The following is a 22,186-nucleotide window of genomic DNA, read 5'->3' as shown; positions in this document are numbered from 1 at the left end:
TCCCTGTGAGTTTGCCCATGAACATGCCCTTTGTGGAAATTGTCGGCGCCGGTCCCGGTGCGGAAGACCTTATCACCATGCGCGGCCTGCAGGCCCTGCAGCAAGCCGATCTTGTGGTCTATGCGGGGTCGCTGGTGGCCCCTGCCCTGCTGCGCCATTGCCGCCCCGACTGCCTTTGCCGGGACAGCGCCTCCATGGATCTGGCGGAACAGGTGGCCGTCATGAGCGAGGCCGCGCTGGCGGGCAAACGTGTGGTACGTCTGCACACCGGCGATCCCGCCCTTTACGGCGCCATCGACGAACAGATCCGGGGGCTGGCCGAACGGGGCATCACCGTGCGCATCACCCCCGGCGTGAGCAGCGTGTTCGCCGCGGCCGCCGCTCTGGGCTGCGAACTGACCGGCCCGGAAACGGCCCAGAGCGTGGTCCTGACCCGTACGCCCGGCCGCACGCCCATGCCCGCGGGCGAACAGGCCGCCACGTTTGCCCGCACAGGGGCCACGTTGGCCTTTTTCCTCAGCACAGGCAAAGTGGCTGACTTGATGCAGGAATTACAGGATGCGGGCGGTCTTGCGCCGGATACGCCCGCCGCGGCCGTCTACCGCGCCTCCTGGCCTGACGAGCAAGTCGTGCGCGGCACGGTGTCCGATCTGGCCCGCAAGGTGGACGAAGCAGGCTTCCGGCGGCAATCCCTGATTTTGGTTGGTCGTGCCCTGGCTGCTTCCGCGGCCGCCTCGCGCCTGTACGACGGATCTTTTTCCCACGGCTACCGCAACAGCCTGCCCGACGAAGCCTTCCACGGTACCTGCGCCCTGTACGCCGCCAGCCCGGCAGGACTGGCCCAAGCCCGCACGCTGGCCGCCGCACTGGCCCAGGGCGATGCCCCCGCTCCCGTGATCTTTGCTTCCTGCCCGGCCGATGACCAGCAGCCTGTCTCGCAGCCTGTGGCCGACATGGCCGCGGCTCTGGCCGACGCCCTGCCCCGCTTCGAGGCCCACATCATCCTGGGCACGCCCCGTCAGGCCCTGCCCCTGCTGCCTGCCGCCACCGGGGACGCTGCCGTCATCTGCTGCGCCGAGAGCGGCCGCCATGCCGTCTGCCTGCTGGACGGCCCGGATCATGCCGGTGATCGTTTGACCCGGCGTGTGGCCCGCATCACCGGCGGACTGGCCATCACCGGCCCGGCGGAACATGAAGACAGCGGACCGGCTGCGGTCTCTCCGGCAGGTGCCACGGCGTCCATGGCCCCCTCATCCCGGCACGGCGAAGTGCTGGTAGTGGGCCTGGGCTCCGGCGATCCCACCCAGCTCACGCCCGAAGTGGACGCTGCCCTGCGCCGTTGCGATACCGTGGCCGGGTACAGCAAATATGTGGATTTCATCCGCGACCGCATCCACGGCAAGCGCCTCATCGAGACCGGCATGAAGGGCGAGGTGGAACGCTGCCGCGACGCCCTGGCCGCTGCCGCTGCCGGGGCCACGGTCTGCATGGTCTGCTCCGGCGACCCGGGCATCCTGGCCATGGCCGGGCTGCTGTTCGAACTGCGCGCCCGCGAACAGGCCTTCCGCGCCCTGCCCATCCGGGTGCTGCCCGGCATCACGGCCGCCAGCACGGCCGCCGCCGCGCTGGGGGCCCCCCTGCAGAACGGTTTTTCGCTGGTCAGCCTTTCCGACCTGCTGGTGCCCGCTGACGAAGTGCGCCGCAACCTGCGGGCCGTGGCGCAGTCGGCCCTGCCCGTGACCCTGTACAATCCTGCCGGGCGCAAGCGTCGCCAGCTGCTGGCCGAGGCCCTGGACATCTTCCGCGAAGCGCGCGGTGGCGACATTCTCTGCGCCTTCGTGCGCCATGCCGGTCGCCCGGAAGAGACGCGCTGGATCGGCCGCCTGGCCGACCTGCCCGCCGATGACGTGGACATGTCCACGCTGGTGCTCATCGGCAGCGCACGCACGGTCACGGATCAGGGTGCGCTGTTCGAAGCCCGCGGCTATGCGGAAAAATATCTGGACAAGGACGCCCCCGCGTCCGCCGCGGACGGTCGCTGATGCGGGCCTTCCACGCCTTTTGCCTGGCCGCCCCCCGCTCCGGCGAGGGCAAGACCGCCGTGGCCGTGGCCCTGATGCGGGCCCTTGTCCGCCGGGGCCTTGCCGTACAGGGCTGCAAATGCGGGCCGGACTACATCGACCCCACTTTCCATGCCCTGGCCACCGGCCGCCCGGCCTGCAATCTGGATACCTGGATGATGGGCGAGGCCGGTGTGCGCGCCCAGTGGCGGGCCGCCGTGCAGGGGGCCGACGCCGCTATCTGCGAGGGCGTCATGGGCCTGCTGGACGGCCGCTCTCCGGACGATCTCTCCGGCAGCACCCTGGACTGCGCCCGTGTGCTGTGCCTGCCCGTGCTGCTGGTGGTCAACGTGCGGGGCATGGCCGCCTCCCTGACGGCGCTGGTGGAGGGGTTCCGGCAACAGGCGGCACGTCATGGCGTCCGGCTGGTCGGCGTCATCGCCAACAATGCCGGGAGCCCGCGCCATGCGGATATCCTGCGTCAGGCACTGGAAAAGACCGGGCTGCCGCCCTTGCTGGGCGCCCTGCCCCGCCACGAGGCCTGCCGCATCCCGGAACGGCAGCTGGGCCTGCTGCCCGCTGCTGAAAGCGATTGCGATACGGCCTGGACGGACCGTCTGGCGGAACTGGCGGAAAAACATGTGGATCTGGACCGCCTGCTGGCCCTGACGCGCCAGCCCCGGCCGCTCGCGCAGCCCCGGCCCGCCCCCGGGCAACGGCAGCGGCGCCTGGCTGTGGCCCGGGACGAGGCCTTTTGCTTTTATTACCGCGCCAACGAGGACGCCCTGCGCGCCCGCGGCTGGGAGATTATCCCCTTCTCCCCCCTGCGGGATACGGCCCTGCCGCCGCAGCCGGACACCCTGTATCTGGGCGGCGGCTACCCGGAAGCCTTTGCCGCCCAACTGTCCGCCAATACGGCCATGCGTAGCGCCATCAGGGATTTTGCCGCCGCGGGCGGCGAGATCTACGCCGAATGCGGCGGCTACATGTACCTGTGTTCCGGGCTGGAGGCCGCCGCCGAAGGTCACGGTCTGGACGGGGAACGCCGCGTCTGGCCCATGTGCGGTGTGCTGGAGGCCACGGCCCGCATGGGACAGGGCCTGCGTTCGCTGGGTTACCGCGATGTCCGCTTCACGGGGGGCGCGCCCCTGGATCTGCCTCTGGAGACCTGCCGGGGCCACGAGTTCCACTGGTCGCACATCGAACTGCACCGGCCTTACGCGCCCCTCTATGACGTCACGGATCGCACGGGCACCCGCCCCGAAGGCGTGCGTCACGGCAATGTGCGGGCGGGCTATGTACATCTTTACTGGGGCGGCCTGGCCGATGCGGCCGCGGATGCTGGCGTGGATGCGGAGACGCCATCTGCCGCTCCGGCACCCCACACGCCTGCCGGGCAGGTCATCCTGCTCAACGGCCCCTCCAGCGCGGGCAAAAGCACCCTGGCCCGCGCCCTGCAGGAAAAACTGCTGGCCGATCTCGGTCGCCACAGCATCATCCTCTCCATGGACGATCTGCTGCGGGCCTGTCCCGGCCGTCCGGGGGCCCTGCTGCAGGGCCTGGCCGCCACGGGCCTGCCCCTGACCGCCATCCTGCATGCGGCCACGGCCGAAGCCGCGCACGCCGGGGCGTGGGCCATCGTGGATCATGTGCTGGGCGAGCGCCCGGACTGGATCGCCGATCTGTGGCAGCGCCTGCGGGGCGTCCCCATCCTGCCCGTACAGGTCTGCTGCGAACTGGACGAACTGGAACGCCGGGAAAAAAGCCGTACCGACCGCGCACCGGACTGGCCCCATGCCGCCCGCCAGGCGCGGGACATCCATACGCCCCTGCCCGGTGAGCTGCGTGTGGATACCAGCCGCACCAGCCCCGAACACTGCGCGGCCCGCATCTTGTCCGCCCTCGCCCCACTCGGCGGGGACAGGCCGTCACCGACCTTCGAGGAGGATCCCCATGAAGTCTGAAGCTCACGGCGGCGACCGGCTGCGCATGGCCGCACTGGCCGGGCGCACGCCTGACAGTCTGCTGGATTTCAGCGTCAACGTCCGTCCCGAAGGCGCACCGGAATTCCTGCGTCTGGCTCTTTGCCGCGCCCTGGACCAGATCTCGGCCTATCCTTCGCCCCATGCGGAAGAGGCCATGGAGGCCGCCGCCCGTCTCTACGACCTGCCCGCGGACTGTTTCGTGTTCGGCAACGGCAGCAATGAGCTCATCCACCTGCTGGCCCGCGCCCTCAAAGAGGAAGACATCCCCTGCGCCGCCGTGATCGAACCGGCCTTCAGCGAATACGCCCTGGCCTGCGGTCTGGCCGGTCTGGAGGTACGCCATCTAGACTGCGGCGTGCGCCGTGACGGGGACAGTGACGAAGACATGCTCCGGCGGCTAATCTCCCTGCTGGCGGACGTCCCGGCCCGGGCGGCCGTCTGGCTGGCCAATCCGGGCAACCCTTCCGGCTCCTTCCTGCCGCCTGCGGCCTGCCGCCGCCTGCTGGAGGCCCGCCCCGACCTGCTCTGGGTCATCGACGAAGCCTTTGCCGCCTATGCGGGCCCTGACGACGCCTCTTCCCTCATCCCGCAGCTGCCGGACAATGCCGTACTGCTGCGTTCCCTGACAAAATTCCATGCCGTGCCCGGCGTGCGGCTGGGCTATCTGGTCACGCGGGCGGAGCGGGCAGGGCGATGGCGCCGGCAGCTGCCCGCCTGGAGCGTCAATGCCTTTGCCCTGGCCGCCGCACAGGCCGTGCTGGCGGACACCTCGGACTTTGCCGAGCGGACACGGGACGAGAACCGCCGCCGTCGCGAGCATTTGTGCGCCTGCCTGCGCGACGTGCCCGGCATCACGGTCTTTCCCTCGCTGGCCAACTATGTGCTGTTCCGCTGCCGACAGGCCCCGGCGGATCTGTATGCCCGCCTGCTGCGGGAATACGGTATCGCGGTGCGCGACTGTTCCAATTATCGCGGAATGGAGGACGGCAGCTGGTTCCGGGCCGCCGTGCGGCTGGAAGAAGACCACCGGCGGCTGGCCGACGCCCTGCGCGGCATCCTGCACCCGGCCGCGTCCGTGCCGCCGCGCCCGCGCTCACGGCGTCCCGCCCTCATGCTGCAGGGCACGTCCTCCGATGCGGGCAAGAGCATCCTGGCCGCCGCCTTTTGCCGCATCCTGAGGCAGGACGGCTACGATGTGGCTCCGTTCAAGGCCCAGAACATGTCCCTCAATTCCGGGGTGACCGCCATGGGCGAAGAGATGGGGCGCGCCCAGATCGTCCAGGCCCAGGCGGCCCGCATCGATCCCGAGGCCCTCATGAACCCCGTGCTGCTCAAACCGCATTCGGAGACCGGGTCACAGATCATCGTCCTGGGCAAACCGGTGGGGCACATGCAGGCCCGCGAGTATTTCCGCTACAAGACCGGGCTTTGGCAGATCGTGCGCGATGCCTATGACACGCTGGCCGACCGGCACGAAGTCATGGTCCTGGAAGGGGCGGGCAGTCCCGGCGAGGTGAACCTCAAACAGCACGACATCGTCAACATGCGCATGGCCGCCCATGCGCAGGCCTCTGTGCTGCTGGTGGGCGACATCGACCGCGGCGGGGTCTATGCCTCGCTGCTGGGTACCTGGATGACCCTGGAACAGCAGGAGCGTTCCCTGCTGGCGGGCTGGCTCGTCAACAAGTTCCGGGGCGACGCCTCTTTTCTGGAACCAGCCCACGCCTATGTGCGGCAGGCCACCGGCATCCCGGTGCTGGGCGTCATCCCCTGGCTGCGCGACATCAACATCCCGGATGAGGACATGGCGGGCTTTCCCTGGTCGCAGGCGGCGGACACCACGCCGCCCCCGCCCGGCATCCTCGACATCGCCGTGGTCATGCCCCGGCATGTGTCCAATTTTACCGACATGACGCCTCTGGCCGCCGAACCGGACGTACGCCTGCGGGCCGTGCGTCGGGCCGAAGACTGGGGGCAGCCCCACGTGGTCATCCTGCCCGGCACCAAGAGCGTGGCCGCCGACCTGGCCGCCCTGCGGGCCGAAGGCCTGGCCGACCTCATCTGCCGCCATGCCGCCCGGGACGGCTGGCTGCTGGGCATCTGCGGCGGGCTCCAGATGCTGGGACGCGCCATCCTCGACCCGCTGGGGCTGGAATCCGCCGCGCCTTCCGTGCCCGGCCTCGGGCTCATGGATCTGGAATCCACCTTTGCGGCGGACAAGACGCTGGTCAGCGTACGCCGGGCGGCCACGCCGCTGCCGGTCATGACCGGCGGCTATGAGATCCATCACGGCCATACCAGCCACGGCCCTTCGGCCCTGCCCCTCTTCGTGCGCGAAGGCCAAGGCTCCCCGGAAGAGCGTGTCTGCGGCTATGTGAGCGGCCGCCGCTGGGCTACCTATCTGCACGGCCTGTTCGATGACGACGCCTTCCGCCGCGCCTGGCTGGACCATGTGCGGCAGGACGTGGGCCTGGAGCCGCAGGGCCGCCAGCTGGTGCGCTGCGATCTGGAAGCCTCGCTGGACCGCCTGGCCGAGGTGGTGCGCCAGAGCGTGGACATAAAGGCTATCTATCGACATCTGGGGCTGTAAGGAGAGCCACCGTCAGGCCGCCACGGAACGCCGCATGCTCACGCATACGGCCGCGATCATCACCGGGAACACAGCAAAACCACGCGTATCACAGGTGGTTTTCCATGGTACGCCCCCGCTGTGACGGGCTGGGGCCCATAAAAAAGCCGCCCCTTGAGGCGGCTTTTTACGTTCCCTGTTAAGCCAGCAATGCGGCGAATTTCTCCACAGGCAGCGGCCGGCTGAGCAGATAGCCCTGTGCCCTGGGGCAGCCCAGTTTGCGCAGGACCTCCAGCTGGTCTTCGGTCTCCACGCCTTCGGCAACGGTACGGATCCCCATGTCGCCCGCAGCCTCGATGACCAGACGCAGCAGACGCTGCCGCTTGTCGCTGTCGCACAGGTCATCCATCAGGCTTTTGTCCAGCTTGAGTTCATCGAAGCCCAGACGCGCCAGGGTCATGAGATTGGCATAGGCCACGCCAAAGTCGTCGATGGCCACCCGGAAGCCCTTGTCCCGGATGCTGTCCACGGCTTGCTGGAACGTGCGGTAATCCTCCGTACTGGCCGTTTCCGTGACCTCCACCTGCAACAGTTCGGCCGGGATGTCGAATTCCTTCCTGATCTCCTCCAGCCTGTCGGCCACTTCGGGGAAGGCCAGCGTCGTGCGGGAAAAATTCACGGCCATGGGGACCAGCTGCCGCCCTTCCTCCCGCCAGCGGCTCAGGCAGGCGCAGACCTTGCCGAACACATACAGGTCCACCTGCGGCATGGTATACAGGGATTCCAGCAGAGGGATGAACTGCGCGGGCGGGATGACCTTGCCGTCACTTATCAGGCGCAGCAGGATCTCGCCGCCGACCACCGCCCCATCCGCCACCCGGAACTGGGGCTGGCAATACAGGGTGAAGCTGTCCGAAGCCAGCAGCTCGTCCAGACGTCCGGGCCGGGCCGGGCCAGGTCGAGCACGTCGTCCAGTCCGCTGCGATAGCGGCCGCTTTGGGGCGAGGAACGGTAAAAATCCCGTTTGGCGGCGAACATCCGAGCATCGGCGGCGATGAGCCCCTCACCGATGTCGTCCTCACGGCGTACCCAGGCACAGCCCACAGAAGCGGTAAAGCCCAGCGTCCCGGCAAACAGCGAACGCACCCGCTCCACGTCCCTGCGAAATTCCCGCTCGTCACCGCCCTGCCACAGCAGGACGAATTCGTCACCGCCCATGCGGTACACGGCCGTATCCGGCAGGAGCTCATGGACGGAACGGCTCACCGCCGCCAGGACAGCGTCCCCTCCGCTGTAACCGTCGCCGTCGTTGATGTCCTTGAGGCCGTTGATGTCCAGGAAGATGACGCCGATGTCGGCATCCCGCTTCTGCACGTCGCGCTGGAAGGCGTTGCGGTTGAACACGCCGGTCAGCTGGTCGTGATAGCTGAGGAAATGGAGCTCGCTCAGCGAATCCCGCCGCCACAGGGAGGAACTGAGGAAAAATTTCATGGACGACAGCAGCACCCGGGAGGAGTCGATGCGATCGGGGTCCAGATTGTCCACCCCCACGAAACCGCGCAGGCTCTTGCCGTTCCAGAGCGGGAACACCAGCAGGGAATGGATGTCCTGACGCTTGAGCACGGCATACTCTTCAGGGCTGGCCATGCGCAGGCTTTCCAGATCCGTAATCAGGATGGGTTGATGGGCGTGGAAGTTGGGCATCCAGCGGGCGATGACGCCCACAGGGACATTGGCCAGGAACTCCTTTTGCGGCACGACGCCCTCACGGCACCATTCAAAGGTATTGCGGACGACATCACCGGAAAATTCAAAGATATAGGCTCTGTCCGCCTGCAAATACTCACCGATGGCAGCCAGCACGTCGTCGATCAGGAAAGGCAGGTCCGCATCCTGCCGATACAGCTTGCGGGCGCAATGGTTGATGAAGTTCTGCAGGGAAAGGTTCTTGTCCAGCTGTTCCTGCAAAAGCATGTGTTCCGTGATGTCCGAGGCGATCTCCGTCCTGACCTGTCGGCCGTTGAACTCGCAGATGCTGTCGCTCAGCAAAAAGTGACGCCCGACGAGCTGGTTGTAGAACTTCCAGACATAGCAGCCGTCTTCGGAAAGCTTGCTGTTGGTACAAAAAGGACAGGGGTCCCGCCGCCCCTGCAGGATCTCGTAACATTTGCCCTGCAACCTCTGGGGGATGTGGAACTCTTCTGCCAGTGCCTTGTTGTAGTAGAGCAGCTCGTAGGTCTCCATATCGGCGATGTAGACCAGCTCCTGCAGGTTATCCAGGATCTTTTCATGCATGTTCATGATGTTACCCGAAAGAAAGACTGAAAGATGCGGGATCGACGGCTAAAAAAGGCAAATGAGTTCTAATAGCATGGGACAGATGCAGCGTAAAGGATGGAAACGCCCCCGAGGCCGCCATCGAATAAAAATACCTTTCCCCGCCATATCCTTGAGCAAAGTCCGCAAGTCGGGTACAAGTCTCCCGTTGCCGCCGTCCGGGGCGGCACGCCGGCTGTTTTTCCCTTTTTTCTGCAAGACATACGGAACCACCCATGTCAAAAGTCGTCATCATCACTACCGGCGGCACCATCGCCATGCAGCATGACAGCGTGACCGGCGCGGCCGTGCCCGCTGTCAACGGTGCGGACCTCGTCCGGGCCATCCCCGGCCTGGGCAGCGTCTGCGATCTGGAAGTACGCGAGTTCGACAACCTGCCGAGCCCGGCCATCACCCCTGACCACATGTTCCGCCTGGCGGCCATGGTCCGGCAGTATCTGGCCATGGACGACATCAGCGGCGTCGTCATCACCCACGGTACGGACAGTCTGGAAGAAAGCGCCTATTTCCTCGACCTTTCCCTGGAAGGCCACAAGCCTGTCTGTTTCACGGCAGCCATGCGCTCCGGTGACGAGCTCAGCCCCGACGGGCCGCGCAACATCCTGGCGGCCGTGCGCGTGGCGGCCTCCCGCTCGGCCCGCAACATGGGCAGCCTCGTGGTCATGAACGAGCAGATCCATGCCGCCCGCGAAGTCACCAAGACCCACGCCGCCAACGTGGCCACCTTCCAGTCCCCCTGGTGGGGCCCCCTGGGCGTGGTGGACGGCGACAGGGTCATCTTCCGCAGGGCCCAGCTGGGCCGCCAGACCTTTTTGCCCCACAGCCTGTGCAAGAAAGTCGACCTCATCAAGCTGGTCACCGGCTCCGACGCCGCCTATCTGGACTTTGCCGTCTCGCGCGGCGTGGACGGCATCGTGGTGGAAAGTTTCGGCCGCGGCAACGTGCCGCCCTATGTCATCCCCGGCATCGCGCGCGCCCTGGAAAAAGGGATCATCGTGGTCAACGCCACCCGCACGGGCGGCCGCGTGCTGGACGAATACGGCTACGAAGGCGGCATGCTGCAACAGCACAAGATGGGCGTCATCATGGCCGGGGAACTGAGTGCAGCCAAGGCCCGCCTCAAGCTGATGCTCATCCTCAGCCAGTACGGCCCCGACGGCCGTCCCGACCCTGCGGAAGTGGCCCGTTACTTCGAACACAGCATGTGATCCTGCGGCGGGCAGCCCACTTTTCCATCGATCGTGCCCCAAGGCCGGAACACCTCCGGCCTTTTTTCGTTTCCATGCGACCTGTCCCGGCCGCATGCACCGGCCCGGAATCCGCTTGCATTCGCCCGGACCGGGCGCGATACTGGCAAAATATCCGGTAGCGGCGATCTGCCCCGTGCCGGAAGTTTCCCAAGGCCTGCTTTCCTGTGCAGCGCCTCTTCCCGAGCATAGCCCTTATGGAGGGAACATATGCGTAGCTTGCTGACCTCGGCCCTGTGCGCCGCTCTGTTGTCCTGCGGTCCCGGCTTTGCCTGGGCGGCCCCGGCCACCGATGCCGCGGACATGAGCAAACCTGCCACGGAGCATACCCGTGCCGCTCATGCCGCCATGAGCAAAGAAGTGGACTTTGCCGACCGCCAGGATTTTCAGGACGCCCAGCGCGGCTTTCTGGCTCCCCTGCCGGACAGGGGCCGCATCCTCGATGCCGCCGGCCGCGAGACCTGGAACCTGGTCCCCTATGATTTCCTAGCCCCGGCCATGAGCCGCGACTTTCCTCCGTCGCTCATCATGCCCACCCCTGCGCCGGACACGGTCAATCCTTCCCTGTGGCGGCAAAGCCAGCTGGTGCTGCGCGACGGCCTCTACAAGGTCGTGGACCGCCTCTACCAGATCCGCAATGCCGACCTTTCCAACATGACCATCATCGAGGGCGACAGCGGCATCATCGTGGTCGATCCCCTCATCTCCGCCGAGAACGCCGCGGCGGCCCTCAAGCTCTATTACGCCCACCGGCCGCACAAGCCGGTCGTGGCCGTCATCTATTCCCACAGTCATGTGGACCATTACGGCGGCGTGCACGGTGTGGTGGATGAAAAGGACGTGGCCGCCGGCAAGGTGCAGATCATCGCGCCCAAGGGCTTCATGGAAGCGGCCGTGGCCGAGAACGTGCTGGCCGGCAATGCCATGAGCCGCCGGGCCCAGTACATGTACGGCTCCCTGCTGCCGCCCTCGCCGCGCGGACATGTGGGCGCCGGGCTGGGGCTGGCCACCTCCCGGGGTACGTCGGGCCTGCTGGAGCCCACCCGCCTCATCGAAAAGGATGGCGAGACCCTGCGACTGGACGGCCTGACCTTCATCTTCCAGATGGCGCCCAATACCGAGGCCCCGGCGGAGATGCACTGGTACATCCCCGAGCTCAAGGCCCTGACCGCCGCCGAGAACTGCACGCACACCATGCACAACCTCTACACCCTGCGCGGGGCCAAGGCGCGCGATCCCCTGTGCTGGAGCCGTGCCCTGGACGAGAGCCTGCAACGCTGGGGCGGCGAGGCGGAAGTCCTGTACGGCATGCATCACTGGCCCGTCTGGGGGGCGGAACGGGTGCGCACCGAGCTGGGCCTGATGCGGGACCTGTACCGCTACATCAACGACCAGACCCTGCACCTGGCCAACAAGGGCCAGACCATGCTGGAGATCGCCGAGACCCTGCGCCTGCCTCCCGAACTGCAACGGGTCTTCAGCCTGCGCGGCTATTACGGCAGCCTCAACCACAATGCCAAGGCCGTGTACAACTATTATCTGGGCTGGTTCGACGGCAATCCCGCGCACCTGCACATGCTGGCCCCGGTGGAGGCCGCCCGCAAGTATGTGGAATACATGGGCGGTGCCGACGCTGTCCTGCAGCGGGCCCGCAAGGATTTTGAGGCCGGCCGGTACCGCTGGGTGGCCCAGGTGCTCGACCATGTGATCTTTGCCGAGCCGGACAACAAGGCCGCCCGCGAGCTGGCCGCCGATGCCCTGGAACAGCTGGGCTATCAGGCCGAAAGCGCCCCCTGGCGCAACTTTTATCTGAGCGGCGCCCGCGACCTGCGGGGCCTGCCGCCCGCCGTGCCTGCCAATGCCGCCAGCCCGGTCAACACGCAGGCCCGGGCCATGCCCGCAGCCCTGTACTTCGACTATCTGGGCGTACGCCTGGATGGTGTCCGGGCCCAGGGCAAGACGCTGGATCTGCTCATCCGTCTGACAGACACGCAGGAAGGCTGGGAACTGCACCTGGCCAACAGCGTGCTCACGGCGCACAAGGCGGACCGCGATCGTCGCGCGCCCCTGCTGACCTGCACCCGCCTGCAGATGATGGCCCTGTTCGAAGGCCGCCTGACGCCTGAACAGGCCGTGCAGCAAGGATTGCTCCAGAACGCCGAACCGGTGAAGGAGCTGCTCTCCCTGCTGGACAGCTTCCGTCCCGATTTCCGCCTGGTATTGCCCTAAAAAACACCTGCCGACGAAACGCGGGAGGACGGCCATCACGGTCGTCCTCCTTTTTTATGCGCGGGGAACGTCCGGGATTCGCGAGCCCCTCAAGGCATCAAACACGTCCCATGAAAAGGAAGAGCGTATGCAGGACGCTCAGCGAACAGATCAATGCCTGCTCCACCCATGCCCCTGCCTGTCCGCAGCACCGGATCTCCAGAGCTTCCTGACGGCAGACGGACATGCAGTCCCGGCACAGGGTGCAACGCCAGTCCGGGCCGGCGACCTTGCCGGTCCCGTCCAGCCGCAGGGCACCGTAGCGGCAGGCCCGCGCGCAGGCCCCGCATCCCGTGCAGCGCCCGTTCCGGCGCAGACGCCACGGAGACAGGCGCGCCAACAGGTTGGCCGTCAGCCCCAGCGGGCAGATGCCGCAACAGTACACGGGGATGCCCAGCCGTCGGCTCAGCCAGAGGGCACAGGGCAACAGGACCAGGCCCAGCGCCAAGGCAAGGACCAGGGCCCAGGGCCACGGTAGGCCGGCAAGGCGCACGCCCAGAGGCAGGAACAGGCTGGCAACCAGCATGGCCCAGCGGACCTTGCGCCAGAACGCAGGCACGCCCCGGCCGCTGCGGGGCCCGGTATCCGCCGCCCGGGCATCCCAGACACCCAGATAGCACAGATGGCTGCACCAGGCACTGCCCACCAGCAACAGCGAGAACGCGAACAGCCCGGGCATGAAGAGCGACCCTCCGCCCCGGTACAAGGGGCCGGAAAGGATGAGCCCAGGCACAGGCAGGTGCGGCACGCCCTGCAAAAGGAACAGGCTATGCAGGAAAATCCCCGCCAGCAGCTGCCCGAAAAACACGCAAGAGAAAAGCAACCAGATGCGCCGTCGCCATAGCGGGGCCCGCCGCCTGTCCGCAAGCCAGCCGTAGACGAGGCCCGCCCACAGACCGGCCAGCAGGGCCTGAACCGCTCCCCAGCCGGGCACGAGCCGGTGCAGCAGCAACAAATCAGGCCGCAATCCGTCCGGCAGCAACAGCAGGCCCGAGACCAGCAGACAGGCCAGTGCCTGGGCACGGGGGCCGGGATCTTCGTCCTGGCGGCAGGAGCGACTGCGCAGGGCGGCGGCTGCCAGCAGGGTCAGTACGGCCACCGCGCCCAGTATGCAGACCATCCTCATCCAGTCCTGTCCCAGTTGCAGACGCCAGCGGGCCAGGGCCAGCGTGGTCATGCCCCACTCCGCGGCCAGTCCCAGCAGGAAGACCGCGGCACTGCGTCGCAGCCAGGCCGTCGGCCGCCAGAGCAGCCCGGCCCAAACCAGACAAACGAAAAAAAGGCCATGCTGTCCGCTGCGGAAAAAATGGGCCGCGCCCAGCACAAAGGCCAGCGATGCCCCCGCCAGTGCCGCGCGGCCCTTCCATCTTCCCGTTTGGGGACAAGGCCGGGGCGTTGTCTCCGCCTGCATGATACTGTCCATCCTCCCCTCCTGCATGTCTGCCCGCCTGCGGGCGGGATGGCTTATCGCTCACCCGCCTTCATATTCCACATCTTTCCCTTAGTGGCGGGACAGTCCCATCTTGCCACAGTTCCCGCAGCCGGGCTGTGCCCGCAGCCACACAACCATGTCCGGCCTGCTTCTGGCCGTCGATGTACCGGATCTTGTCCCCCGTTTACTGGAAGACCGCCGCGACTTTTGCCGGGAACGTTTCTGCTCCACGGAAGACGATCTGTCCGTGTCCATCCGCAAGCCCTGATGCTGCAGAACGGCCGCACCACGACTAGTCAGCCAGCAAGGCCAAGCGGGAACGCTTTACACACCGCCCAAAGCCCGCCATAGTGGACGGATATGACGGCTGCATGTCCGCACAAGGAGGGCTTATGGCTGAAACCATGCATGCACTGGTCTATCACGGCACCAACGACCTGCGCCTGGAGGAGCGTCCTCTGCCGCAGATACGGGATCCGCGTGACGCCATCGTCAAAGTGGAACTTTCCAGCATCTGCGCCAGTGACCTGCATATCCGCAACGGCGCGGTGCCGCGTGCCCTGCCCGGCACGGTACTGGGGCACGAATTCGTGGGCGAAGTGGTGGCAACGGGCAGCGAGGTGCGCAAAGTGCGCCCCGGCCAGCGTGTGGCCGCCAATGTGGAGACATTTTGCGGCACCTGCTGGTTCTGCCGCCAGGGCTACGTCAACAACTGCCGCCACGGCGGCTGGGAGCTGGGTTGCCGTATCGATGGCTGCCAGACCGAATATGTGCGCGTACCCTTTGCGGACAACGGGCTCGACCCCATCCCTGATTCCCTGTCCTATCAGGATGTGCTGCTGGTGGGTGACGTACTGGCCAGCGGCTACTTCGGTGCGGAACTGGCCGCCATCCGCCCCGGCGACAGCGTGGCCGTACTGGGGGCCGGACCTGTGGGCCTGTGCGCCATGCAGTGCGCGCGCCTGTTCGGCCCCGCGCAGGTCATCGCCGTGGACATCCTGCCCAGCCGCCTGCACCTGGCCCGGGAACGCGGCTATGCCGACCTGGCGCTCGACGCCGCCGCGGACGACGTGGAAGCGCGCATCCTCGACGCCACCGGAGGACTGGGGGCCGATGCGGTCATCGAATGCGCGGGCGGACACGATACTTTCCAGACCGCCTGGAAGGTGGCCCGTCCCAATGCAACCGTGGCCGTGGTGGCCATGTATGAGGAAGCGCAGAGCCTGCCCCTGCACCTGATGTACGGCAAGAACCTGACCTTCCGCACCGGCGGTGTGGACGCCACCCACAGCGCGGAGCTGATCCGCCTCATCGAACGCGGCCGCATCGATACCAATCCGCTCATCACCCACAGCCTGCCCCTGAACAAGATCCTGGAAGGTTACCGCATCTTCGAACAGCGGCAGGATGACTGCATCAAGTGCGCCATCACGCCCTGGAAGCGCTGATCGTGCCCGACCTTCCGTACACGAGGGCCCTTCGGGGCCCTTTTTTTATGTATCCCGGTGGGTTGGCTTCCCTCTCCGCTTTCCGGCCCGGGGCCGGAGAGTCTCTCCTTTCCGCTAAAAAAGGGAAAATGGACTTGCCTCGGGACAGCACTTCTGTCTACGCTGTCTATATTCGGGAGGCGGCTCCCTGCCGTTCCCGTCAGACCGTAACCGGAGTTGCGTATGGAACTGTTTTCCGTTCTGGGGCTGGCGGATGCCCCGGTGCTGCTGGCGGTGCTTTCGCTGCTGGCCGCGCTGGTGCTTTCCCTCTTCAGCCTGATCCGTCAGGGAAGGGGGCGCTAGATGCTGGCCGATGTCCTCATCTGGGGCGGCTACATCGCCCTGTTCATCTGGCTGTCCCGCAAGGGCAGCGGGCACGATGTCATGGTTTCGGGCCGCGTGGGTTTCGGCATCCAGGCCTTTGCCTATGTGGCTACCTATATCTCCGCCGTGGCCCTGGTGGGCTTTGGCGGGCTGGCCTATGCCTACGGCATGCAGATGCTGCTGGTGGCCGCCGGCAACGTCTGGCTGGGGACCTGGATCGTCTATCGCTATCTGGCCTGGCCCACCCGCCTGTGCCAGCGCAACCTGCAGGCCCGCACGCCGGTGCAGCTGCTGGCCAACGGCCACCGCAGTCCCCTGCTGGGCCGCTGTCTGGCCCTGATCTTTGCCGTGTTCCTGGGCGTCTATGCCTCGGCCGTCATCAAGGGCGCGGCCCTGCTGCTGGCCCAGATCATGCCTGTGCCCGTCTGGCTGCTGGTCTGGATCGTGGCCCTGCTGGTGGCGGCGGCCATCTATATGGGCGGCCTGCGCGGCGTGCTCTATACCGAGGCCATGCAGGGTTTCGTCATGCTCGTGGGCATCTGCATGCTCACCGTGGCCGTGTTCGACAAGGTGGGCGGCCCGCTGGAAGGCATGGCCCGGCTGGCGGAACTGGCCCCCACCGCGACGGCCAATACCGGTTTCGTCTCGCTGGCTGACGGCGGACAGGGCTGGTTCATCATCTCGCTGGTCATCGTCACGTCCGTGGCGGTCTGGGCCCAGCCCCAGATGATCCAGCGCCATTTTGCCCTCAACTCCGCCCGGCAGGTCAACCGCATCACGCCGCTGGCCATGCTGGTACTGACCGTGCTGGTGGGCGGCGCCTACTATGTGGCCAGCCTGGCCCGCCTGTTCATGCCCGAAGTGGCCTCGCCCGATGACGTCATGCCCGCCCTGGTCAAGATGCTGCTGCCCGACATCGGCCTGCAGCTCTTCGTGCTGGCCATCGTCTCGGCCTCCCTGTCCACGGCCACGGCCATCTTCCACATCGCCGTGGCGGCCATCGCCGAAGACCTGCCGGGCCGCAAGACCTCGCGCGGCATGTGGTTCGCGGGCATCGTCTTCTGCGTGCTGCTCAGCGGCGGCTGTGCCCAGATCAAGGGGCAGATCATCGCCATGCTCTGCACCACCAGCTGGAGCATCGTGGGCTCCACGGTGCTGGTGGCCTATGTGGCCCTGGTGCGCTTTGGCAAGCGCAGCAGCCTGGCCGCCTGGTGCAGCTGTACTGCGGGCTTTGTGAGCTGCATGCTCTGGTACCTCATGACACACCCGCAGTTCGCCATCCTGCCCATGCCCTGGCCCTCCCTGGCCGCGCTGCCGCCCTTCTTCGTGGGCTTTGCCTTCTCTCTGGCGGGCTGGGGGCTCGGCTGGGCCCTGGACGGCGAAGGTCGCCGGAATTCCTCCTTCTGGCCCGCGGGCATGAAGCCCGGGATGTAGTTTTTTGCAATACAGGAAAGGGGACACCTTTGCGTTGCCGCCGATGCCCGTAAAGCTCCTGCATCATCAACGGGCAGGCCCTGCGGGCCGCCATCCGGCCGCACTGGGGCGAAAGGAGCTTCCGTTGCCTTCAAGCTCCCTCCCCTTCCCCAGCGTGTTTTATGAGGGAAGATGGCGAGGAGGTGACGGGATGGCCCGTACAGCATGAAAAGACGGCATGCCCCGCCAGAAGGCACAAAAAGACCGGCGGCCCGCAACAGGGCGCCGGTCTTTTTGTATCTGTCATGTTTTGTGATGGCCGCATTGCTGTTGCCGCGTTCCTGCCCGGAAGATGAGGAAGAACGCCCGGCTGCCGCCAGACGGTCGCCCAGCCATGCGCGTTGCCGCATCAGGACGTCGTACCGCCCTGCCTTTTTCGCAGCCACGCGGCCCGGGCCTGATGCAGCAAGGCCAGATGCCCGGGGATGACATCCTGCCGCCGAAAATACCGCTCCACGGTCCGTCGTGCGGCAAGGGACAGCTCCGCCAGACGGCCCGGCTGCGACAGGGCTCCTGCCAGTGTGGGGACAAGCTCCTCCCCTCCGCACCAAAGGCAGCCCCCGCCGTCGTGCAGCAGGGGCCAGTGCGACGCATCGCCTGCCAGCACCGGCACCACCCCGCAGCTCATGGCTTCCAACAGCACCGGCGCGGAAAGACACGCTGCCGCCGGGGCCGTGATGACGGCCGCCGTGCGGAGCAGATCCCGATAGGCATTCAGGGAAAGGCGCTCCGGGACCTCGATCCCGGCAGGCAGGGAAGTGCCGATCTCCGCCAGTGATTCACGCCCTGCCGCACTTTCGCACAGCAGCACCAGACGACAGCCCGGAGACTGGGCCAGCAAGGCTTCCGCCAGACGCAGCATCTGCCAGACATCCGCCGCATCCCGGACAGCACACAGCACCCGGGCCCCGGCGTTGGGGCCGGTCGCCCCGTTTGGGGCAAGGGGAGAAAAATAGTCCGTATCCACCGGATACGGCAAGGTCACGGCGCCCCGCTGTTCAGGATCGCGAGTCACCCCTTCTGCCGCCAGCCTGATGACCAGATCGCTCTGCTGCATCTGGCGGCATTGCAGCAAATGGCGGACCAAGCCTTTGCCGTCCCCGGCCAGCCCGTCGGACGGCAGACTTTCCGCAAAGCAGGCCACGAAGGCTTCGGGGAACGCATCCCTGAGGAACAGGCCCTGTTCCAGGGCGGAAGAAAGCAGCACCATGTCCGGCACAAAGCCGTTCTGCCGCAGCAGACGGAAAGCCTGCAGGGCCTGCCGCCCCATCTCCACGGCCCTGTCCAGAGAAGTTCCGGCCCCGTCCCCGACAAGACGACGGGAACGGGAAGGCGAAAGCACCACATGCCGCACCCCGGGCACACTGAAATCCCGTCTGCCCCGACAGGAGGCGAAAAGGATCTCATATCCCGGCTGCGCGGCAAAAGCCGCCAGCAACGGCCCCAGATCCCCCGGGAAGGTGTGGTTGACGAAAAGGATGCGCATGGAAGCCCTAAAGGATGTTGAAAGGCGGGACGGCCTTTGGGCCGCCCCGCCGTGTGTATGGTTAACCGTTACCGTGTTCCAGAGTGAAGACCTGCTGCTGTACGGCCTCACTGGCCGGATCACTGGCCTCCACCGGTGTCAGATTGGTCTCCAGGGTCAGACCGCCGTCCTCAGCACCACCATTAAAGGCATAGATACCGTCCGTCGTCTTCGTCCACTTGTCCATATCCAGTATCAAGGTTTCCTTTCCTTCAGCGTTGGTACCCAGCGTGATACCATAATCCTTGGCCAGCTGGTCAAGGCTGGTCAGGCTCAGGGCATCCTCGCCCTTCAGCAGCACTTCGATGCCGCTGACGAGGGGCTTGTCGTCGACGGAATTGTCCAACAAGCGGCTCAACGTCAGGCTCTTATCGTCAGAGACCATGAAGTCGATGCCGCTGCCGCCGCTGACCAGATAATCATTGTTGTCGTAGACGATGATATCGTTGCCGGCACCGCCGAAGATGGCGTCTTCGCCCTCGCCGCCGTCGATGAAGTCGTTGCCGGAGCCGCCAAAAATCACGTCATCACCGGCGCCGCCGAAGAGCTGGTCGTTGCCGTCAGTATCCTTTTCGATACCTCCTGTACCCTCAAGGCTGTCTATGAAGCGGTCAAGCTCGCTCGGCTGGTCTGGAGTTTCCGATGTTCCAAGATCACGTATCCGTTCGGCATAGCTGCCGTCTTCTCCGGCTCCGGCCGCAGTCAGCAGCGTGTCCAGCGTATCCAGCGTCCCGATGGACGTGGCATCGGTTGCCGTGTCGCTGCCGTCACCAAAGATCAGGTCGTCACCGCCCTGGCCGTAGACGATGTCGTCACCGGAACCGCCGAGGATAATATCATCACCACCACGAACAACGCCCGCACTGTCGGCAACGGTATCCGTCAGACCAAGCTTGTCGGCATTCTGTGCGATGAACTTGGCTATTTCTCCTTCGCTGGGATTATGGCCAAGCGTCGCAACGAGATAGGCGTTGATGATATCCCACGAGCTGCCTTTGGCGAACGTATCCTTGCCTTCCCAGGTGTATTCTTTTCCCAGGAGGTAGTCCGCATTCAGGGCGTCGCCGAAGAGCATGTCGTTGCCGCGTCCGCCGAGGATGACGTCATCCGCAGCGGGAGTCACGGTGGAGGTAGTGATATCGCTGACGATTTCACCGAAGACGTCGCCCAACTTACTGGCATCTTCGATGAAGTGCGCGCCATTGTTATTGGTTGTCAATCCGTTCAGAAGATCAGTCGCATCTTTATCCGTTATCGCGATGCCGACTGTTTCTACCGTGATGTTGTCAACAGCTGCAACAAGCTGATTGTACGCATTTTTGGCAGACCACTCGTTGTTAGGCTCACCGTCCGTCACAAAGATGACGATGTTTTCTCCACCGTTGTTCTGCAGGGAGTCGGGGCTGGTCTTTCCGCCGAACCAGTCCTTTGCGGCTTCATATCCGTCGGAATAGACGGTACCGCCAATAGCCTCCATATCATCAATCTGCGCAAGGACAGCCTCATACCCCGTCAAGCTCTCTGTGGAGAAGGTGCGTACATCTTCCCATGAACCTCCCCAGCCCATAAATCCACTTTCCCAACGCTGAAGAGTACCGTCCTCCGTAATTCTATACGTTGTAGTGCTAGAGATCTGTCCGCCAGACCAGTCATCATAGGGAACGTAAGAGGTAACACTAAATTCAGTGCCGACCTTTCCGATGATGGTATCCCCATCACGAAGTGTAAACTTACGGTAATTTTCTTCAATTCCCGTAATGTCCTCGACAGGCAGATTGATGTTCAAGGCTCCGCTGAAGCCAATGAGCGAGAGATTGACGTCCGCACCCTCGTCAGCATGTTCCTTAAGCTGGTCACAAAGATCCTTCAGGGCCTCCTTGGTTTCGCTCATCCGAGTACCATCCATCGAGCCAGACGTATCCACCACCAGTGCCACATTGAGATCAGTGTAGGTTGTTTGTGTGGATTCCGTCGCGCCGCCCGGGTCGCCCACGAAATTGTCATGGCCGCTGTTGCCGTTAACGATAACGTCAGCGTTCGACGTGGGCGCATGGTCGCCACCGGTACCGATATTGGTTTCCGTCGTGGTGATCAGCGTGACCTCTTCATAGGCCTTGTCGCCGTCATTGTCCTTGGTCATGAAACCGAGTTCAAAGTCGCTGCCGTCAGGCATGGAGAATTCCTGATACTGATCGAACTTCCAGTGCCCGTCGGCATCCAGCGTCACGGAGAAGAGGTTTTCAGTCTTGTCGTCGGCTCCGGGAACCGTTGCCAGAAGGATGGAGCTACCGTTGTCGCCTTCCGTGATGGTCAGCTTTGCTTCCACGGTCTCCCCATCGCCCAGCGTCACGTTCATGCTCTCGCCCATTTTGTCGGAGAAAGCGAATGTGTAACCGTCGGCGAATCCGTCCGCGCCGCCATCCGAAACAAGATCGCCCTCATAGCGGAACATGACCTCATTCGGCGGCAGGGTGACGAAACCGATTTCCTGCACCACAAAGTCGGACTGCTCAACTTCGAAATTGTCGTCGCTGTTCCAGGAATTGTCCACAGCGGAAATGACGACCTTGTCAAAGCCTTCCGTAATGACAAGATCCGCCGGAACCGTGTAGGAGCCGTCTGCGGAGTTAGCCGTGACGGGATATATCAGAACGACTTCCCCATCCTTATAGAACGTGAGCAGAGCCTGTTCAGCCACCGTATCCCACTTAGTCCCTTCGGTGGAAGAAGATTCCGTAAAGAAGGCTCCCAGCTTCAGGTTCAATCCATAGGCTACAGTGCCTTCCGGCAGCGTCACGATAATGGCATCGCTTTGGTTAGCTACGCCTGTGAAGTTACCATTTTCATTATAGCTTCTGTCTGCAGATATTTCCTCTTTTCCGGATACCGTAAGCCCAACGTTTTGCTCCTTATCCGCAACATTGGGGTTCACGATATGTTCGCTGTATGCAAGATCTTTATTCGAATCAATAATTGCTACACCAGTTACCTTACGAGGGTCTTTTTCTCCAACAACACCTTCATAAGTATACTGTACTCTACCACCTGTAATTGTAACGTTACCATTCCATATGGGACTATCTTTATATTCCTCGGCGTGTTCTTTACCCGAAGGATCTTTGAAAGTACCATATTGAGTAAAGTCAGCTTTCGCTCCATCACCTAACGGCGTATCCTCGCTGTCCACATCAGGATAACGTTCAAAGGTGATGTCGGGCTTGCCGTCGTTGTCGGCATCCACGCTGGAGATGGTGGGCACGTCGTCCTTGATGGTCAGCGTCAGGTCGGCATTCACGTTCTGACCCACATTATCCGTGAAGGTCACGTCGATGTCGTAGCTCTTTGCTTCCGTCAGACCTTCGCCATCCTTATGGACAGCCGCCGTATCCTGATCAAAGCTGTAGTCCAGCTTGCCGGTCTCAACATCGTACTTCAGGTTCAGCGTGCCTTCCGTCAGTTCGATATTCTTGCCGCCTTCC

General features: G+C 64.6%; 13 protein-coding genes. 8 read left to right on the top strand and 5 right to left on the bottom strand.

Features of this window, described 5'->3' with window-relative positions; translation table 11 throughout:
- Positions 1 to 17 precede the first annotated feature (17 nt).
- Genes cobM through DESPIG_RS01365 form a run of 3 tightly spaced genes read left to right on the top strand, consistent with a single transcriptional unit; the run spans position 18 to position 6,635 of the window.
- Positions 18 to 2,042, top strand: a complete 2,025-nt coding sequence (cobM, locus tag DESPIG_RS12665; protein ID WP_006004075.1) for a precorrin-4 C(11)-methyltransferase — start codon at positions 18 to 20, stop codon at positions 2,040 to 2,042.
- Positions 2,042 to 4,024 (top strand): cobyrinic acid a,c-diamide synthase CobB, encoded by a 1,983-nt coding sequence (locus DESPIG_RS01370; protein ID WP_006004072.1) that lies wholly within the window; start codon positions 2,042 to 2,044, stop codon positions 4,022 to 4,024. The genes cobM and DESPIG_RS01370 overlap by 1 nt, the downstream gene beginning before the upstream one ends.
- Positions 4,014 to 6,635 (top strand): cobyric acid synthase, encoded by a 2,622-nt coding sequence (locus DESPIG_RS01365; protein WP_006004070.1) that lies wholly within the window; start codon positions 4,014 to 4,016, stop codon positions 6,633 to 6,635. The genes DESPIG_RS01370 and DESPIG_RS01365 overlap by 11 nt, the downstream gene beginning before the upstream one ends.
- 178 nt (positions 6,636 to 6,813) lie before the next feature.
- Here the strand turns inward: DESPIG_RS01365 and DESPIG_RS01360 are convergent, their stop codons facing one another.
- On the bottom strand, positions 6,814 to 7,491 hold the full coding sequence (locus DESPIG_RS01360; protein WP_006004068.1) for an EAL domain-containing protein: 678 nt from the start codon (positions 7,489 to 7,491) through the stop codon (positions 6,814 to 6,816).
- Complete coding sequence (locus DESPIG_RS01355; protein ID WP_006004067.1) at positions 7,446 to 8,915, bottom strand: GGDEF domain-containing protein; 1,470 nt, start codon at positions 8,913 to 8,915, stop codon at positions 7,446 to 7,448. The genes DESPIG_RS01360 and DESPIG_RS01355 overlap by 46 nt, the downstream gene beginning before the upstream one ends.
- Positions 8,916 to 9,166: 251 nt before the next feature.
- Here DESPIG_RS01355 and DESPIG_RS01350 point away from each other — a divergent pair, with 251 nt between their 5' ends.
- Positions 9,167 to 10,159: an asparaginase gene (locus tag DESPIG_RS01350; protein WP_006004063.1), complete on the top strand. Its 993-nt coding sequence runs from the start codon at positions 9,167 to 9,169 to the stop codon at positions 10,157 to 10,159.
- A 249-nt stretch (positions 10,160 to 10,408) separates the two neighbouring features.
- Positions 10,409 to 12,427, top strand: coding sequence for an alkyl/aryl-sulfatase (locus DESPIG_RS01345; protein ID WP_006004060.1), 2,019 nt, complete (start codon positions 10,409 to 10,411; stop codon positions 12,425 to 12,427).
- Between the two features lie 97 nt (positions 12,428 to 12,524).
- Here DESPIG_RS01345 and DESPIG_RS01340 read toward each other — a convergent pair whose 3' ends face one another.
- Positions 12,525 to 13,889, bottom strand: a complete 1,365-nt coding sequence (locus DESPIG_RS01340; protein ID WP_050760231.1) for a 4Fe-4S binding protein — start codon at positions 13,887 to 13,889, stop codon at positions 12,525 to 12,527.
- 145 nt (positions 13,890 to 14,034) lie between these two features.
- Here DESPIG_RS01340 and DESPIG_RS14450 point away from each other — a divergent pair, with 145 nt between their 5' ends.
- The 3 genes from DESPIG_RS14450 (at position 14,035) to DESPIG_RS01330 (ending at position 17,143) form a co-directional block, all read left to right on the top strand.
- Positions 14,035 to 14,166 (top strand): hypothetical protein, encoded by a 132-nt coding sequence (locus DESPIG_RS14450; protein ID WP_006004054.1) that lies wholly within the window; start codon positions 14,035 to 14,037, stop codon positions 14,164 to 14,166.
- Positions 14,167 to 14,290: 124 nt separating this feature from the next.
- Entirely contained in the window at positions 14,291 to 15,346 is a 1,056-nt protein-coding gene (locus DESPIG_RS01335; protein ID WP_006004052.1) for an alcohol dehydrogenase, read from the top strand.
- A 342-nt stretch (positions 15,347 to 15,688) separates the two neighbouring features.
- A complete protein-coding gene (locus DESPIG_RS01330) occupies positions 15,689 to 17,143 on the top strand; it encodes a sodium:solute symporter family protein (protein ID WP_006004048.1) in 1,455 nt (484 codons plus the stop codon).
- A 388-nt stretch (positions 17,144 to 17,531) separates the two neighbouring features.
- Here DESPIG_RS01330 and DESPIG_RS01325 read toward each other — a convergent pair whose 3' ends face one another.
- Together DESPIG_RS01325 and DESPIG_RS01320 are read right to left on the bottom strand one after the other, a co-directional pair.
- Entirely contained in the window at positions 17,532 to 18,668 is a 1,137-nt protein-coding gene (locus DESPIG_RS01325; RefSeq protein ID WP_006004045.1) for a glycosyltransferase family protein, read from the bottom strand.
- Positions 18,669 to 18,729: 61 nt separating this feature from the next.
- Positions 18,730 to 22,186 (bottom strand): VWA domain-containing protein (locus tag DESPIG_RS01320; protein WP_006004043.1); only part of this gene is annotated, 3,457 nt, incomplete at its 5' end.

The organism is Desulfovibrio piger ATCC 29098 (genome assembly GCF_000156375.1).
Lineage (GTDB): Bacteria > Desulfobacterota > Desulfovibrionia > Desulfovibrionales > Desulfovibrionaceae > Desulfovibrio > Desulfovibrio piger.
Note: the sequence above shows the minus strand (reverse complement) of the source record. Positions and strands in the feature narration are given on the sequence as shown.

Coding starts and splice junctions, on each gene's coding strand:
- cobM (WP_006004075.1), top strand. CDS start 18: ATGAACATGCCCTTTGTGGAAATTGTCGGCGCCGGTCCCGGTGCGGAA.
- DESPIG_RS01345 (WP_006004060.1), top strand. CDS start 10,409: ATGCGTAGCTTGCTGACCTCGGCCCTGTGCGCCGCTCTGTTGTCCTGC.
- DESPIG_RS01350 (WP_006004063.1), top strand. CDS start 9,167: ATGTCAAAAGTCGTCATCATCACTACCGGCGGCACCATCGCCATGCAG.
- DESPIG_RS01355 (WP_006004067.1), bottom strand. CDS start 8,915: ATGAACATGCATGAAAAGATCCTGGATAACCTGCAGGAGCTGGTCTAC.
- DESPIG_RS01330 (WP_006004048.1), top strand. CDS start 15,689: ATGCTGGCCGATGTCCTCATCTGGGGCGGCTACATCGCCCTGTTCATC.
- DESPIG_RS01370 (WP_006004072.1), top strand. CDS start 2,042: ATGCGGGCCTTCCACGCCTTTTGCCTGGCCGCCCCCCGCTCCGGCGAG.
- DESPIG_RS14450 (WP_006004054.1), top strand. CDS start 14,035: ATGTCCGGCCTGCTTCTGGCCGTCGATGTACCGGATCTTGTCCCCCGT.
- DESPIG_RS01365 (WP_006004070.1), top strand. CDS start 4,014: ATGAAGTCTGAAGCTCACGGCGGCGACCGGCTGCGCATGGCCGCACTG.
- DESPIG_RS01335 (WP_006004052.1), top strand. CDS start 14,291: ATGGCTGAAACCATGCATGCACTGGTCTATCACGGCACCAACGACCTG.
- DESPIG_RS01340 (WP_050760231.1), bottom strand. CDS start 13,889: ATGGACAGTATCATGCAGGCGGAGACAACGCCCCGGCCTTGTCCCCAA.
- DESPIG_RS01325 (WP_006004045.1), bottom strand. CDS start 18,668: ATGCGCATCCTTTTCGTCAACCACACCTTCCCGGGGGATCTGGGGCCG.